The sequence below is a fragment of the Planococcus sp. TJ-301 genome, from assembly GCF_058268475.1.
Map to the genome: position 1 here is coordinate 136531 of NZ_JBZDOH010000003.1, position 14983 is coordinate 151513.

Annotated in this window: 16 protein-coding genes; 4 read left to right on the forward strand and 12 right to left on the reverse strand. The window is 47.4% G+C overall.

The features are described 5' to 3' along the window. Positions 1 to 80 precede the first annotated feature (80 nt). The 3 genes from AC4EHJ_RS13535 to AC4EHJ_RS13545 form a co-directional block, all read right to left on the reverse strand. Positions 81 to 2708, reverse strand: a complete 2628-nt coding sequence (locus AC4EHJ_RS13535) for an MMPL family transporter (RefSeq protein ID WP_490976154.1) — start codon at positions 2706 to 2708, stop codon at positions 81 to 83. 3 nt (positions 2709 to 2711) lie between these two features. Beyond that, positions 2712 to 3155 carry a MarR family winged helix-turn-helix transcriptional regulator gene (locus AC4EHJ_RS13540; protein WP_490976155.1) on the reverse strand — a complete coding sequence of 148 codons (444 nt, stop codon included), beginning with the start codon at positions 3153 to 3155 and terminating at the stop codon, positions 2712 to 2714. Between the two features lie 217 nt (positions 3156 to 3372). Further along, on the reverse strand, positions 3373 to 4452 hold the full coding sequence (locus AC4EHJ_RS13545; RefSeq protein ID WP_490976156.1) for an AI-2E family transporter: 1080 nt from the start codon (positions 4450 to 4452) through the stop codon (positions 3373 to 3375). Positions 4453 to 4590: 138 nt separating this feature from the next. On the opposite strand from AC4EHJ_RS13545, the gene AC4EHJ_RS13550 reads away from it, so the two are divergent. Further along, complete coding sequence (locus tag AC4EHJ_RS13550) at positions 4591 to 5421, forward strand: undecaprenyl-diphosphate phosphatase (RefSeq protein ID WP_490976157.1); 831 nt, start codon at positions 4591 to 4593, stop codon at positions 5419 to 5421. 40 nt (positions 5422 to 5461) lie between these two features. On the opposite strand, the gene AC4EHJ_RS13555 is transcribed toward AC4EHJ_RS13550, so the two are convergent. After that, the gene (locus AC4EHJ_RS13555; RefSeq protein ID WP_490976158.1) at positions 5462 to 6589 is read right to left on the reverse strand and encodes a CAP domain-containing protein; all 1128 of its coding nucleotides are present in this window, start codon (positions 6587 to 6589) and stop codon (positions 5462 to 5464) included. A 129-nt stretch (positions 6590 to 6718) separates the two neighbouring features. Beyond that, positions 6719 to 7546, reverse strand: coding sequence for a DUF368 domain-containing protein (locus AC4EHJ_RS13560; protein ID WP_490976159.1), 828 nt, complete (start codon positions 7544 to 7546; stop codon positions 6719 to 6721). A gap of 199 nt (positions 7547 to 7745) precedes the next feature. Between AC4EHJ_RS13560 and AC4EHJ_RS13565 the strand changes: the two genes are divergently transcribed. Next, positions 7746 to 8030, forward strand: a complete 285-nt coding sequence (locus AC4EHJ_RS13565) for a hypothetical protein (RefSeq protein ID WP_490976160.1) — start codon at positions 7746 to 7748, stop codon at positions 8028 to 8030. A gap of 16 nt (positions 8031 to 8046) precedes the next feature. Here AC4EHJ_RS13565 and AC4EHJ_RS13570 read toward each other — a convergent pair whose 3' ends face one another. Beyond that, positions 8047 to 8898 (reverse strand): VOC family protein, encoded by an 852-nt coding sequence (locus tag AC4EHJ_RS13570; RefSeq protein WP_490976161.1) that lies wholly within the window; start codon positions 8896 to 8898, stop codon positions 8047 to 8049. A gap of 129 nt (positions 8899 to 9027) precedes the next feature. On the opposite strand from AC4EHJ_RS13570, the gene AC4EHJ_RS13575 reads away from it, so the two are divergent. Further along, complete coding sequence (locus AC4EHJ_RS13575) at positions 9028 to 9351, forward strand: winged helix-turn-helix transcriptional regulator (RefSeq protein ID WP_490976162.1); 324 nt, start codon at positions 9028 to 9030, stop codon at positions 9349 to 9351. 98 nt (positions 9352 to 9449) lie between these two features. Here the strand turns inward: AC4EHJ_RS13575 and AC4EHJ_RS13580 are convergent, their stop codons facing one another. Further along, the gene (locus tag AC4EHJ_RS13580; RefSeq protein ID WP_490976163.1) at positions 9450 to 10208 is read right to left on the reverse strand and encodes an STAS domain-containing protein; all 759 of its coding nucleotides are present in this window, start codon (positions 10206 to 10208) and stop codon (positions 9450 to 9452) included. An 84-nt stretch (positions 10209 to 10292) separates the two neighbouring features. Further along, the gene (abc-f, locus tag AC4EHJ_RS13585; RefSeq protein WP_490976164.1) at positions 10293 to 11927 is read right to left on the reverse strand and encodes a ribosomal protection-like ABC-F family protein; all 1635 of its coding nucleotides are present in this window, start codon (positions 11925 to 11927) and stop codon (positions 10293 to 10295) included. A 447-nt stretch (positions 11928 to 12374) separates the two neighbouring features. On the opposite strand from abc-f, the gene AC4EHJ_RS13590 reads away from it, so the two are divergent. Further along, on the forward strand, positions 12375 to 12683 hold the full coding sequence (locus AC4EHJ_RS13590; protein ID WP_490976363.1) for a hypothetical protein: 309 nt from the start codon (positions 12375 to 12377) through the stop codon (positions 12681 to 12683). 7 nt (positions 12684 to 12690) lie between these two features. On the opposite strand, the gene AC4EHJ_RS13595 is transcribed toward AC4EHJ_RS13590, so the two are convergent. From AC4EHJ_RS13595 to AC4EHJ_RS13610, 4 genes are all read right to left on the reverse strand, one after another. After that, positions 12691 to 13644: a magnesium transporter CorA family protein gene (locus tag AC4EHJ_RS13595; RefSeq protein ID WP_490976165.1), complete on the reverse strand. Its 954-nt coding sequence runs from the start codon at positions 13642 to 13644 to the stop codon at positions 12691 to 12693. A gap of 68 nt (positions 13645 to 13712) precedes the next feature. Continuing rightward, complete coding sequence (locus AC4EHJ_RS13600) at positions 13713 to 13880, reverse strand: hypothetical protein (RefSeq protein WP_490976166.1); 168 nt, start codon at positions 13878 to 13880, stop codon at positions 13713 to 13715. Positions 13881 to 13932: 52 nt separating this feature from the next. Further along, entirely contained in the window at positions 13933 to 14358 is a 426-nt protein-coding gene (locus tag AC4EHJ_RS13605) for an NUDIX hydrolase (protein WP_490976167.1), read from the reverse strand. 96 nt (positions 14359 to 14454) lie between these two features. Continuing rightward, a complete protein-coding gene (locus AC4EHJ_RS13610) occupies positions 14455 to 14928 on the reverse strand; it encodes a GNAT family N-acetyltransferase (RefSeq protein WP_490976168.1) in 474 nt (157 codons plus the stop codon). Positions 14929 to 14983: the final 55 nt, after the last annotated feature.

Consider the following 14983-nt stretch of genomic DNA (forward strand, 5'->3'; position numbering starts at 1 on the left):
GTCAATATATTTTTAGTATACCACGGCATGGCCCATTCCCCCATTAAACAGAAAAATGCCGCCCGAAGGCAGCATCTCTCTTATTTTGTACGATTTTTCATGTTGAATGGCCACCAAACGCCGCGGTCGAATGAAACCGAAATTGCCGGTATCAGAAGCGGCAATACGATCAAGCCATATAAAAGCAGCCCGGTGATGACGATTGTCGCGATCTGGACAAGGCTGAGGACGCCTGAAGGCATCATAGCGCCGAAAGTCCCGGCGAGGATAATGGCTGCCGTGATGATGACCGTCCCCATCTTCGCCATGGAGATTTGCATGGCCTCCCGGACGCTGATGCCATTTTCCGACTCTTCACGGAAACGGTCCAGCAGGAAGATGGAATAGTCGACGCCAAGAGCTACCAGCATGACAAAACCGAAGAACGGGACAGCCCAACTGATGCCGTCATAGCCAAGGGCATTGACGAAGATCAGTTCAGCAATCGCGATTGACGTGTAATACGTCAAAAGCAATGAACCGATCATGTAAAGCGGCATGATCAGCGAACGGAACATCAACGCCAATACGACGAACAAGCTGACCAGCATGATGAGCACAGTCTTGCTGAAGTCACTCGACGATACATCCTGCAAGTCGCTGTTGATGCTAGCGATGCCACCGTATGCGATGTCTGCTTGTTCCAGTGGCGTATCGACAATACTGCGCTCCACAGCAGCTTTGATTGCAGCCGTTGTTTCAATGGCTTCCGGTGAATAAGGGTCATCCGCTAAGATAACTTCCATTTTAACGCCATTGCCATCCGCAAAGGTATAGCGTTCCAAGACTTGCTCAAAATCAGCATTATCCAAGGTGCCTTCCGGGATAAATAGCCCTGTAGCGCGGACAGATTCACTTTCACTCATATCCGCCATCATCGCCACAGCTTCTGTTAAGCCATCCTGGATTTGCAGCAAGCCTGCATTCGAAGCACCGACTCCATCTGCCAGCTGCGTCAAGCCGGAGCCGAGTTCGCCCGTTTGGCCTGCTGCATCTGACAGCCCTTGCTGGACTTGCACCAGCCCGGCGCTGATTTGCGTCAATGCCCCGACAGTCTGTGGAATATTGCTTGTCTGTTGCAGACCTTGTGAAACTTGGCCCAGCTGAGCGTTCACTTGCCCAAGCCCTGCTGCAGCTTCACCTAATCCGCTAGCGTCTCCCGCTTGCGCACTGATGCCGGACAAATTGGTTTCGATATCAGCCAGACCCGACTCCACCTCGCCCAAGCCGTCCCGCGCTTCTTCCAGGCCTTCCGCCAAGGAGCCGATTTGCTGATCGGCGTATAGGTCTTCAATAACCTCTCCGGTCGGGCGCGTGATTGCCCGGACCGCCTCAACGCCTTCAATTTTTTCTATTTCTGAACTCAGCGACTCGAAATATGGCACAATCGCTTCTTCAGCCAAAATTTCATCCGACTCGATAATCACTTCAACCGGCAGGGAATCCCCTTTTCCGAAGCCATTTTCTATGGCGCGCAAGCCTTTGACCGATTCGTATTCTGAACCGATTTCATCGACTGTATTGAAAGACAATGCATTGTCGTATGTGAATAATAACGGTACCGTAATGGCTGCTACAACAAGCATCGACAGCAATGGGCGGTTGATTGACAATTTGCCCATCCAGATCCATAATTTACTGTCTTTATGCGAAGCCGATTTTTTTGCCGGCCAGAATAATTTATGCTTGAGCAAAGCCATGAAGAATGGCACGACTGTGAACAGTACAATGAGCAGGACGAAAATCCCAACTGCTACTGCAACAGCAGATTTGAAAATCGGAAATTCCGCAAAACCGATGGCAAAGAACCCGATAAATACAGCTGCTCCGCTGATCAACAATGTACGGCCGGCAGTTTTGTAAGTATTGACAATTGATGTTTCCACGCTATGCCCCGCTGATAATTCTTCTTTATAGCGGCTCAAAAGAAGGATGCAATAATCCGTCCCGATTCCGAAAAGAATCGCCACGAGGAAAATCTGTGTGTAATTCGACACCGGAAACCCGAACCAGTCAATGAAGAACGCCACAATCGATTGGCTCAGCAGATAAGAGATGCCGACTGCCACGAGCGGTATAAACGGGGTGACGATAGACCGAAAAACCGCAAGCAATAAGCCGAAGATCAACACAACCGTGATGATTTCCGTGCGCTTCAAGCCTTCCTGCGCACTGATGTTCACGTCATTATTAATAATGGCTTCACCGGTAACATAAGCGGTCATGCCTTTCGGAACAATCAACTCGCGGATATCTGCAGCAACTGCATTAACTTCTTCATCCGTGCCGTCGACCGTTACCGGCATCAAAACTGTCTTACCGTCTTCCGATACCAATTGCCCTTCGAGTTCCGGGCTTTCAACCGGATTCAGCACACCTGTCACAGGATCGCCAAGCGCTTCGATATTCACAACCATACCCGATAGTGTTTCACGCATCAGGTCATCCAATTCGCCTTCAAGCGGCATGACCAGCGAAATTGTCTGAGCTGAAGCCCCTGCTTCCGCTAAAATGGTCGCTGCCTGCTGGGAAGAGGCTTGTTCTGAAAGCTGGAACGATCCCGCTTGTTCCGCCTGTTCCGTTAAATTCGGCGCCAACAGGAACAAAGCCACCGTTAAGACGATCAGACCGATCATGATTGGCCATTTCAATTTCAATATTGTATGCATCCTTTACACTCCATCCGTTTTGATAATATCTTTCAGCTTGCGGAACGTCGCCAGGAACTGGTCGATTTCTTCATCATCGATTTGTTGGCCGAATAGTTTTTCAATGTAATTCGTCAGCACGGTATCCGATGCCGACAGCACCTCTTCGCCTTTCGGGGTAAGTTCGAGCACCTTTTCCCTGCGGTTCGGCGTTTCAACAATCTGGATCAGCCCTTTTTCCAACAGCTTTTTGATGCGGCTTGAAATGGCGCTTTTATGTACTGCCTGGAGGACCGCCAACCTGCCTGACGTGATCCGCTGCTCCCTGTTGATCAGTTTGAGCATTTGCATTTGTTCAGGTGAATATTCTTTCCATAACGGATCGTCAATCGACTTTATGACACGTTCGGTGCCATAAACCATTACTTCCGTGAATAAATCCACCGCTTCTTTAATTCTAGTGTCCATAATAGTTTACCCCCTCAACTAAATAACAGTTTAGGGGGTAAACTATTTTACGTCAAGACAAAAGATCGAGAGGGACAAAAAAATTCACAGCCGACGAACTTCAGTTTTCTTTCGTCCTGATGAATAGAAAAAAGCCGCCGAAAGCTTATCGGCGGCTTGAAGAAAAACGATTCTCCCTCTTATGTTATGGACATAGGTCCATCTTGAGACCTTCGCGTTACACTTCTTTCGTAGCTGTATGCCTAATGTCTCTGCGGCGTGCGTAAATGTTCTTGGCAATGGTTTTCAGAACGGCGTAAACCGGAATCGCCAGAATGATCCCCCACAAGCCAGCAATATTCCCTGCAGCCAAAATTACTGTAATGACTGTCAACGGGTGAACGTCAAGCGCACTGCCCATCACTTTCGGCGTGATCAGGTTGCTTTCGACCTGCTGCGCGATAAGCATGATGATCATCACATAAACTGCCATGATCGGTTCTTGCACCAGTGCAATGATAATCGCCGGAATGACCGCGATGTATGGCCCAAGGAACGGGATGACGTTTGTTGCCATGCCGATGAGCGCGAGGAGCAGCGCGTATTCCAAACCGATGATCAAGTAGCCGATCAACAGCATGATGCCGACCAGGAAACTGACAAACAACTGGCCTTGGATATAGGCTTGCAGCGTTGCATCGATATCGCTCAAGGTTTTGCGAATCCATGTTTTGCGTTCGCCTTTGAAAAATCCGGCCATAAACGGCGCGAATTTATCGTGGTCGAGCAATAAGTAAATCAAGAAGAACGGGACCAGCACAAGCGTGAATACGCCGGAGATGAAACTTCCCAGGAATGCCAGCAGCCAAGATCCTATATTGCCTGCCCATTCCCCGATTTTCCCTTGCATGCCATTGATCTGTTCTTCGATTGAATCCGGCAGGCGATCGCGCTGGTTAAACCAGTACATGCCGTATTCTTCAACATCTGCAGCAATGCCAGGTGCGTTGTCGACCAGTGAATTCACCTGTTTGGAAACCATCGGGCCTACCATGGCGTAAAGCAGATAAAACACCAGGATGATCAACAGAAGAATGACGAGAACCCCAGACCAGCGGGGAAATTTCTTCTTCTCCAATAAGTGGAGAAGCGGACGGCTCAGATAAAACAGCACCCCTCCCAATAGCAAGGGCACAAAAATAGTTTGTGCAATGATGAATAATGGATCAAATAAGTCTTGGACCTCTATGAATAATCGAATAATGACTAAAGCAAGGATAATTCCAATTCCTACTTGAAACCAGAGTTTACTAGTCAAAAAAAGCTCACTCCCTTTCTTACATTTGAGTATACCCAATATATCACGAAATGCGTCCTTTTTAGCGAGCGAACTTTTATTGCTCATGAACGTCAAGAATAGTTGGCTCCAAAATCGCCATAACGGAGGAGGTATTCGATGGAACAATTATGGCTGACACTCAAATTTCTGCTGCTGGGTTTATTCCAAGGGCTGACGGAACCTATCCCGATTTCCTCCAGCGGGCATTTACTCATTGCACAATATTTTTTAGGTGTAGAAATCGAAGGAAGCACGTCAACATTCGCGTTGCTTGTCAACAGCGCCTCGCTTATAGCTGTGTTGATCATTTACAGCACTGATATCCGTCGGTTAGTCACCCACGGCTTCATGTATTTCACGGTCAAGAATGAAGAAAACAAAAGAGATTTTATGTTCCTGCTCTACCTGATTATTGCGACCATTCCAGCAGCCATCATCGGATTACTGTTCCAGGATGCCATCGATGAATTGCTGTCATCCGTCGCGACGGTCGGAACAACTTTGGTCATCACCGGAGTAGGGCTCTGGCTGATCCGCAATATGCGGGGGAAGCGGAAAGATGGAAGCTTGTCTGTAAAAGACGCTTTGATTATTGGGGGTGCGCAGGCTGTTGCGCTCATCCCCGGCATCAGCCGCAGCGGTGCGACCATCGTTGCGGCCATGGCCCGCGGCATCAACCAGGAAACCGCATTGCGCTTCTCGTTTTTGCTGTTCATCCCGATCAGCCTTGGCGGCGCTGTCCTAAGCATCAGCGACATTGTCAACGATCCAAATCTCAGCCAAATGGCTGTACCATACATAATGGCGTTTTTAGGATCGCTTGTCGCTTCCTATTTTTCTTTAAAGTGGTTCATGAATATTATGGCCAAAGGGCAATTGAAGTATTTTGCACTTTATTGCTTTATCGTAGGGCCGCTTGTCATCTTGGCATGGCTCGTATTGAACTGATGAAAAAAGCACGGCCATCTGGAATGATGGCCGTGCTTTTTTATCGATTAAAGAAGTTGGCTGTAAAATACGGCTGCTTGTCTGAGTTGAATGCTGCTCCGACTCCAAGATAGCCGAAATCCCGTTTGACGATGTTTTCCCGGTGTCCCAGCGAATTCATCAGTCCTTCATGCGCAAAGATACTGCTATACTGCCCATATGCTAAATTTTCGCCTGCAACAAAGAATGTGATTCCGTCATCGCCCATGCGATCGAATGGCGACTTGCCTTCCAAATTCGTGTGGCTGAAGTATTTATTGTCGGCCATGTCTTCGCTATGTTTGCGTGCAGTTTCTTTCGCCGCCTCATCCCATTTCAAGAGCGGCAGCTCTCGCTGGATGCGCGCCGAGTTTGTCAACTCAAATAACAGATATTCATATCCTTCACGCACTTCATCGTTCGGCTCCGCATAAATCTGTGGACGGTTTTCTTCAAGTCCGCCGTCGATCACTTGGATAGCCGTCACTGTATTCTCTTCATGAATATCGTAGAATACAGTGATATAGATGGAGTCGATTTTAAAAACGTCGTATTCTTCCCGTGTATCCAGAATGTACTGGACGTTCCCTTTTTGCAGGCTTTTAAGCGGAATGCCAAGTGCCGATCGAACTTCAGCTCTTTTCGACTGCATCGTTATCCCCCTCGTAGAGGAAATGAGCGCCTGATTGGTGAACATGCCGTTCACTTTGCCTTCCTGGTCATATGAAAGCAATACATAGTTTTGATAATCCTGGTGGTAGCTATGCCAATCAGTGCCATATTCATTGCGCATCAACCGAAGCGGCAGGCCCACTTTCACTTGCGCCTCTTCTTTCGTCATGCCAAGCGTAACGTTGTGGACAGCAAATAGCGATTGTGTTTCATCAAGAGCCGGTTTAGAAACCGCTATGGGCATTTCCGCGGAACTGCTTGCGACAAATGACTGCAGCTGGCCGCCTAGTTGTAGCGTGAATTGTTTAGCCTGAGTTAACGCGTTTTCAATCGCCGGACCCTCTTTGACCTGATCCACCGCCCGGTCAATCGGCGCCAAAAAACCAAGGTCTACATATTCACTTGCTTTGTCTTCCCATATGGGCCGCGCCATAAAAACAAGCACTAGCAGAATCAGCAGCCAAAATAATTTCCGCAAGCATATCCCCCCTTTTTCTTCAGTTTAAATGGAAACGCGATTTCCAGAAAGCATTAAGCTTTTTCGATACAGAAAAACCCTTTTACGTTATCGGCAAAAGGATTTTCCAAGGGCTGCAGCAGCAAGTCATTAATCTGTGATAGTGGTTTTTTTAGGTGAGCTGAACAACAACGTGAAGACCAAGCCGGCCGTGAAAGTGGCGGCGCTTAGCGCAAGTGTGCCGGGATCTGATGAAAAACCAGGGAACACGACAAACAACGACCCTACTATCAAGCCGATGATCGCAGCATACGTGACATATGTAAAATGCTCCAGCAAATACTGAATCGCTTTGCTGCTGACGATAAATCCGGCAATAACACCGGCGCCGATTGCCATGGCGATCGGAATGTTAAGCGTCGACAGCGCGTTAATGGCGGTCGAATAAACGCCGAGCAGCAACAGAATGAACGAGCCGCTGATTCCTGGAAGCAGCATCGCCATGCTGGCAAGCCAGCCGGAGAAAAACAGCAGGAAGAAAATCGGGACGCTCAAGCTGGTGATCGGTTCGACATTGTCATTCGTTTGAATAAAGGCAGTAGCGGCAAGCGCTGCGCCGATCGCAATCAAAATGAACAAATGGCGGCGGGTGAAATTCTTTTTAACTTCCGCCTGTTTCATGATGTAAGGGATGACTCCTAAGATCAATCCCATGAAAAAGAACTGGGTCGCTTCGTAATGCTGGTGAAGCAGATATTCGATGACCCGGCTGAAAGCCAGGAGCGTAATGCCGATTCCGAGGCCCAGTGGGACGAGAAAGCCCAATTGCTGTTTCCATTCGCGGCTGAAAAATCCGCTGATGGAAGACAATAACCGGTCATAGATTCCAAGTATAAATGCGATTGTACCTCCGCTGACACCAGGGATCAAATCACTGATGCCCATCAAAATGCCGCGGTATATATTTTTCCATTCCATTATTCAAATCTCCTTATCAAATAAAGTTTCCTTCCTTGATTATAGCGTTAGTCGAAGAGAAACTCACCCTAAAAATGGAACTAACCGGCAGTTTTCTCCACTCTATGTCCAAAACTGGAATTTAAGCTTCTACAGGGAACCTCGTAGCTGATGGTGCGTCCTTACTATCAGCAACTCTAAAAAGGCGGAGGTTATCTTTATGAAGGGCTTCCTTTCACTTCTGGGCATCACTTTGATCGTCGCGGCATTCGGCTTAATCCTTTTATCTTTCTCAGACAATCCTCTTGAAGAACTGAAAAAACAAGAGAGAATGTACGCATATATGGAAACGCGGCAAAACCATGCAGCAGATCCGGCACTCAGCTTGCCATCCTCAGCTTCATCGAGTGAGCGTCCGGAAATGCTTAAATTCGATTTCTCCCTGAACAACGGCAAGAGCTGTGAAAATCCGGCTTTTACGCAAAAAAAGGCTGGCTCTGATTGATAGAGCCAGCCTTTTCCTATATCGTCAATCGGATGATATTGCCCGATGGATCGGCAGTTTCAACATATCCGCCGCGTTCGTCAACTGTTGCGCCAAGTGCACGCAGCCGTTCCGCAATGCGCTGCCGCTTTTCTTCGTCTGCCAGTACCAGTGTGTAGTAGCCTAGTCCCGCTTTTTCCCTCGGAAGCGCCGGAATGCCGGTGCCGTTCCAGACGTTCAGCCCGATGTGATGGTGGTATTTGTGGTCAGCCAGGAACAGCGCCTGCCCCCCCAGTGATGACACCACTTCAAATTCCAGAGCATTGACATAAAAATCTTTCGCTTTTGCCAAATCCGCTACATGAAGATGAATATGGCCCATGACGGTTTCTGCAGGCATGCCTTGCCAAGCCGTTCCTGCGCTCTCTGCAGCCTGGACAAGGCCAGCCGCATCAATCGGATCAACCGTCATCGCCACTTCACTGCCGTTCCAATCCCACTCTTCGGGTTCGCGATCGCGGTAAATTTCAATTCCGTTGCCCTCCGGATCACTTAAATATAACGCTTCACTTACTAAATGGTCCGATGAACCCAAACGTGCGCCTTTATTGTGAAGATGAATCAGTATTCTACCCAAGTCTTCACGGCTTGGCAATAGAATGGCAAAATGATAAAGGCCTGCGTAGCGCTGGTCTTTCTCCTCTAGCCCATCCACTCCCTCAAGCCTTAACAAGCTTTTGCCTCCCGCTCCAAGAACCGCTGAATCCACTGAATGTTCGAGCACTTCAAACCCGATAATATCGCGGTAGAATTCGACCATTGCTTTTAGATCAAGAACCTTCAGACCGACTTCCCCTACATAAGTGATAGGTTTTTCATGAAAATGCATAATATTATAGCCTCCAATTTAGTTACTTTATGTAACCAATTATATTTTAGGAACCTTAATGTGTCAAGTAACTAAATTCCTTTAATCCACAAGGTAATTGTGTTATTATAAACGAAAGGGGTGACAAGGATGGATACAACTATTATTTGCCCGCGTTTCGAATCTGCGATTTCACTTCTCAGCCAACGATGGACAGGCTTGATCATATACCAACTATTAAATGGCCCTCAAAGATTCAGCCACTTGACCGAAGTAATCGGTATAAGCGGACGCCTATTGTCTGAGCGCCTGAAAAGCCTTGAAGCAGCCGGTGTCGTCACACGAAAAGTTTATCCGGAAACGCCCGTCCGGATTGAATACGAGCTAACTGAAAAAGGATTTTCCTTAAAACCGGTCATGGATGCCATTCAGGATTGGTCGCAGGAATGGGTGGAACCCGTTAACGCAAAATAAAACAGCTTATCCGCTAAAAGGATAAGCTGTTTTTTCTCGCCCATTATTTGTTCGAGCAGTTTTCTTTGATTTAAGCGTCCTTAAATGGAAATCCTGGATCAGAGAGCTTGCTGCTCCATGATGTGCTTTAGGCCGGCGTGCGCCGTGCTGAAGATCGGGGTGCCGCTTTCTAGTGCGACAATGGACATCGCGAGCTTCGGGCTGATTCCCACTAAGATGCATTGGGTTCCAATCAGTTTTAAACTATCAGTCATCATCTGAATCTGGTACCGAATTTCGTTTTCGAATTCCGTAATGCCACTCAAATCGAGCAGGACGTACTCAATATTTTTATTGGAACATTCCATAAGCACAGTCACCAGTAATTCATCGGAACGGTTCCTGTCGAACTCGCCGATCAGCGGCAATGCAATCGTCTTCTCCCATATGTTCAAAATCGGAATCGACAGGTCTTTGATCAGCTGTTCACTGCGTTTTAGTTCTTCAGCTTGCGTGGTTACGTCCATCAGCATGACGATGTATCCGGCAATTTCGTCGCTGGCTTTGATCGGAGTGATGACGATGTCCGTAACAACGGCATTGCGGATGTTGATGCGGGCACGATGCCCTTCCGTCAGCCCGTCCATCAACTTCCGCTGGCGGCCAGGCTGCAAATGGAAATCGTCCATATTCATGCCAATCAATTCTCGGCAATCCTCAATGCCATATAAAGGGACGACGCCCGACAACAGCCGATGCGCCTCCGTATTCATCCAGCGTATTGTATAAGTGTCGTCAGCGATTATAATCGTTTCCCCAATATGATCCAGTGCATTCAGCAAAGATATATTGTCTGGTATTGTCCCGATTGCGGTCATATATTCACCTTACCTATTCCTCTTTTTCCATCTCTATTCAGTATCCCATACCTTCCGGCGTATGCGCCACTTTTTGCGGCACTTTCATGTCACCGATGCGGCCTTCTTTTTTTCTTTAGCGAATGAATAATTGCCATCAAAGCGCTCGATCGATTGATGGCTGAGCCAATACGTGATTGGGAATAATTTATCCAGGAAATAACGGTCATGCGAAACCGCGATGATGGTTCCTGGAAATCCGCTGAGCGCCTCTTCCATCACTTCTTTCGCTTCCAAATCCAAATGGTTCGTCGGCTCATCCAAAATCAATAGATTGTGGTCCAAGTGCATAAGCTGTGCAAGACGGAGGCGCATGCGCTCTCCGCCGCTCAATTGGCGGACGGGCTGAAATACCATATTGCCGAAAAACAGGAATTTAGCGAGTATGGGCCTTGCATCATATTCAGAGACCGCCACTGCGTCACGGAATTCTTCAATGACGGTACGCCCATTATCCATTTCGAGCGTATGCTGCGATAGGTAGCCGACCGACAGCCCGCTTCCCAGCAGAATATTTCCGCAATCCGCCTCTTCACTTCCCAGAACCATATTCAGCAGCGTTGTTTTTCCTGTGCCGTTTGAGCCGACTACCGCCACACGTTCCCCGAAACGCACATGCAAATCCACTTCTTGAAACAACAGCCTGTCGCCGAACTCTTTCCAGACCCCTTCCAAGCGCACGACGTCTTTGCCGCTTCGTTCTGCCATCTGAAAATCGAGCGCCATCTGTTTTTTTGACAACACAGGGCGGTCCAGCATTTCAATACGCGCCAACGCTTTCTCGATGCTTTTCGCCTGCCGGTGCATGCCGGCATTTGGTGGATTGGCGCGGTTTGCCCATTCTTTCAAACGTTTGATGGTTTCTTTCATTTTTTTGATTTTTTTCTGCTGGTCCTGATATTGCTGGAACTCGATCAACAGGCGGGCATCCCGTTCTTTGACGTATGCCGAGTAATTGCCTTTGTAATGGATCAGGTCGCCTTGGTCCAGCTCCCAAATGCACGTTACTGCTTCATCCAGGAAATAGCGGTCATGGGAAACCATGACGATCGTCCCTTTGTAATGGGCAATGAACGAGCCGAGCCATTCGATCGCTTCCAGATCAAGGTGATTGGTCGGTTCATCAAGCAGCAGTAGATCCGGCTCCTGCAGCAGAAGTTTCGCCAAAGCGACCTTGGTCCGTTCGCCACCGCTCAGATGCCTCAATAATTCGTTTTTCAATTGCTTGATTTTTAGGCCGTTCAGCACTTGGTCGATCCGCATATCGATGTCATAGCCGCCATGCAGCATAAACTCTTCTTGCAATACGCCGTATTTGCCCAAAATGCGCTCCATCTCTTCCAACGATGCTGTTTCCATCCCCTTTTCCATTTCAGCCAAGCGTTCCCGTGTTTTTAACAATTCGGCAAACGCCGTTTGAAGGAGCTGCTCGACCGTCCAATCCGGTTCTTCATCCGGTGATTGCTTTAACAAACCGACGCTGCAGCCTTTCTTCCAAGTGACGGCACCTTCTGTGGGCTGGAGGATTCCTGCAAGCACGTTGAGCAAGGTGGTTTTGCCTTCACCGTTGCGTCCGACAAGGCCGATTCTCTGCCCTTCAGGGACTTCCCCTTTTATATGATTAAATAATTTCTGATTTGCAAAATGACACATGATTTGTTGGAATTGGCTAATTATCATCGTTCTCTTCCTTTCGGTTGAAGAGACGCGCGCAATACAAAAAGGCATGCAGGGACGCATGCCTTTTGCTTAAATCCGATTGCAGGCAGATGTCTCTTACTGGTTATTTTCACTCCATGCAGTTAGCTGAAAAAGGACAGACTTATCCTGTGCATGTTTTTTAGTGAAAGTAACGCCATGAAGAATGTAAAGATATTCCTGACATTCAGTCATGCGCTTACCAGTTCGAATCATCATACCCACCCCCTCGTTTCATTTCCTTAATCATAAGGGAAAGGGTTTTTTCCGTCAACGATTATTCAGAATTTTTATTTTTTGTCGAAAATAACCTTACCTTTTGACCTTTTACTTACAGAGCTCGTTCAAAACAGCTGGATAAAGGATTAAAATAAGGGCAACAAGGGAAATAACGATAATAAAAGGCGAAAGGCGGCGGATACCGTGTCCATGTATTCAAGAATTGCTTTTGACAACAACACACGAAAAGTGGAGAAAGCATTGAAGAAATACGAAGACAAGAAAACGGAAGCTCTCGTTTTGCTGGCGGAAATTGATTTGCTGGAAAAAATGGAAGATGTGAAAGAAGCTGAATTGTGGAAGCGCCAGTCAATGAAAGAAAAGCTGGTTGCTGTGGAACGCCTGCGGAAAGACTTAAAGAACCAAGTAGTTGATTATATTGAAAAACACGGAGATCAGGATCTCCAGCGCTATACCGAGCTTCTGGAAGAGCTTGAAAAAGATAAAGCGCATTATTAGTGGGGAGCTATTCCCCGCTTTTTTTCGGCTTACTCAATTCCGGATTTTTCGCTTTTAAAATATCGCCGGTCCACCCTCTTCTTTTGAAGAAAAGATAGAGTGCTCCTGTTGAAACGACTATGATGACGAGCGACACCAAGTAGCCGAAGGTCCAATAAAGTTCAGGCATATTCCTGAAATTCATGCCCCATATCGCTCCCCAAGCCATCGCCGGGGTAAAAAGGGTTGTTAAAACCGTCAGCGTTTTGATGATTTCGTTCCCACGGTAGTTGGCGACCACATTCTCCATGTCCACCATGTTCTTAATTTCGTCATGATAGGAATTCACTAAAATGACGCAGCGTTCAATCCCCTGCGACGTGCGATAAAACTCGATACCGTTATGGACATCTCGCCCGAATGTTTCCGGAATGGCCATTTTGATCTCCGCAAAACCTTGGATCAGATGTTTCCACAACAGGATTTCATGCCGCAGAACCGATATTTTATCCAAAGTTTTGCTTTCATTCTTTTCACTGATTTCCCACAATAGATTGCGTAATCGTTCTTCGAACTGGTCGATCTTATGGAGAATGGAGCTGACCATATGCCCAAGTAATACCATCATCAGTTCGATGGTGGTGGCGGACGCTTCCATCTGTTTCAGCAGGGCTTCTTTGTTCAAGTCGGCATCTCTCTCAAAATCCAATTGGTTCGTCACCAGGATATCCCTCGACAAATAGAAGTGGAATACATCCAGTTCCCCTTTATCATGCTGGCTTTGCCGGTAGATGAGCGATCCCCAAATGCCTTCGCGGCCTTGTTCAACTGTATCGTTGTGGAGGATATTCACCACTAAATCTTCGGAATCCTTGATCCACGAATGCATTTTGTAATGGTCAGGCAGGAATTTTAGGAAAGCCTCGTCGCCAATTGCCCCTTCTTCTTGCCATACCGCGTTTTTAAATTTGTATTGCGGCATATTCTCTCCCCCTTTGATGCTCCAAAATTCCATTCTTATCGAAAAAAACAAGCCGAAAACGGCTTGTTTTATTCTTTTCGAGGCTGCTGATCTTTATATTTTTCATTCGAATTTTCTTTGTATTCCAAGTCACGGTCAGGCATGGGATCTATTTCTTTCTTTTCAGGCATATCGCGGCGCGGTTCGACTTCTGGAATTAGTTCTTCCCCTTCATGCTCTTCCTTGCCTTTTTTCATATGCTCCCTCCTCAACTTTCGGTTAGCCTTAAAATACCCTTTCCGCTCATTTTTAATCCTTTTCAGTTTTCAGCAATGCCTCGATTAAAGCCCGGTCATCCGGGTAAGCCATGTTCACATCAGCCAGCTCAGCGACAGGTTTCCAGGCGACGTCCAATATCAACCCGAACGGATCTTCGACATTGATTTCTCCGCCCGTTACTTCCACACGGAAATAATGCACTTCGAATGATATAGCCGAATTTTCGTATTCCCCTTTTTTTACAGTCAATTCCTCTTTCACTTCGACAATCAAACCCGTCTCTTCAAAAAACTCCCGCTCACAGCACGCGCTCAAACTCTCCTCTGGTTCTGCCCCGCCTGCAGGGACGCCCCATTTCCTGTCATCGTCTTCAGGCATATTCTGCTGTACAAGCAATACCTCATTTTTATCATTAACGCATATTCCGGCTGCGCCTTGCCAATTGGACATTTCCATCATTATTCCTCCGTTGCTTCTTTATCGATCTAGAGAGATCTTCTTTTCCCTTTAACATACTAAAAAGCGACTCCTACTAGCAAGCCGCTTTTCATATCATTGCATTGTTTTCGAATATTGGCTATCCAATGTAAGACCGTGGGTCGCATCCGGAAGTCCAAGGTCTCCCGAGAAGCCATTGGCCCGGTAAAAAGCGTCAGCGTTCGCCGAATCTGTCCTCACAACAATTTCCTTGAAATGGCTGCGCGCGTGATCGACGATTTTTTTCAAGAGCTTCGTTCCAATCCCTTGCCTGCGCGCCCCCGGCGAAATGTAAAACCGCCGCAGCCGCCCAACACCGTTTTTATCTGAATAAGGATCCCGGTTTATGCCGCCAATTGCCACTAAGTGGCCATGCTGATCCCATGCCCCGTATAAGATTTCGCCTTCTTTATTGAATGTATTTGTCCCGTCTTCGTATTGGTCGACAAGCCGCCGTAAAAAGCGGTACCCTTCCGCTTCACTTTCTTCCACCAATTTTGAGACATCGACTGATTTTAAATCTGTGACTTCTTTCAATTCAAGTTTCATGCCGCTCCTCCTCATCCTGGTCTATGCTTGCTGCCGTTCCTCTTTCAGTGTATAG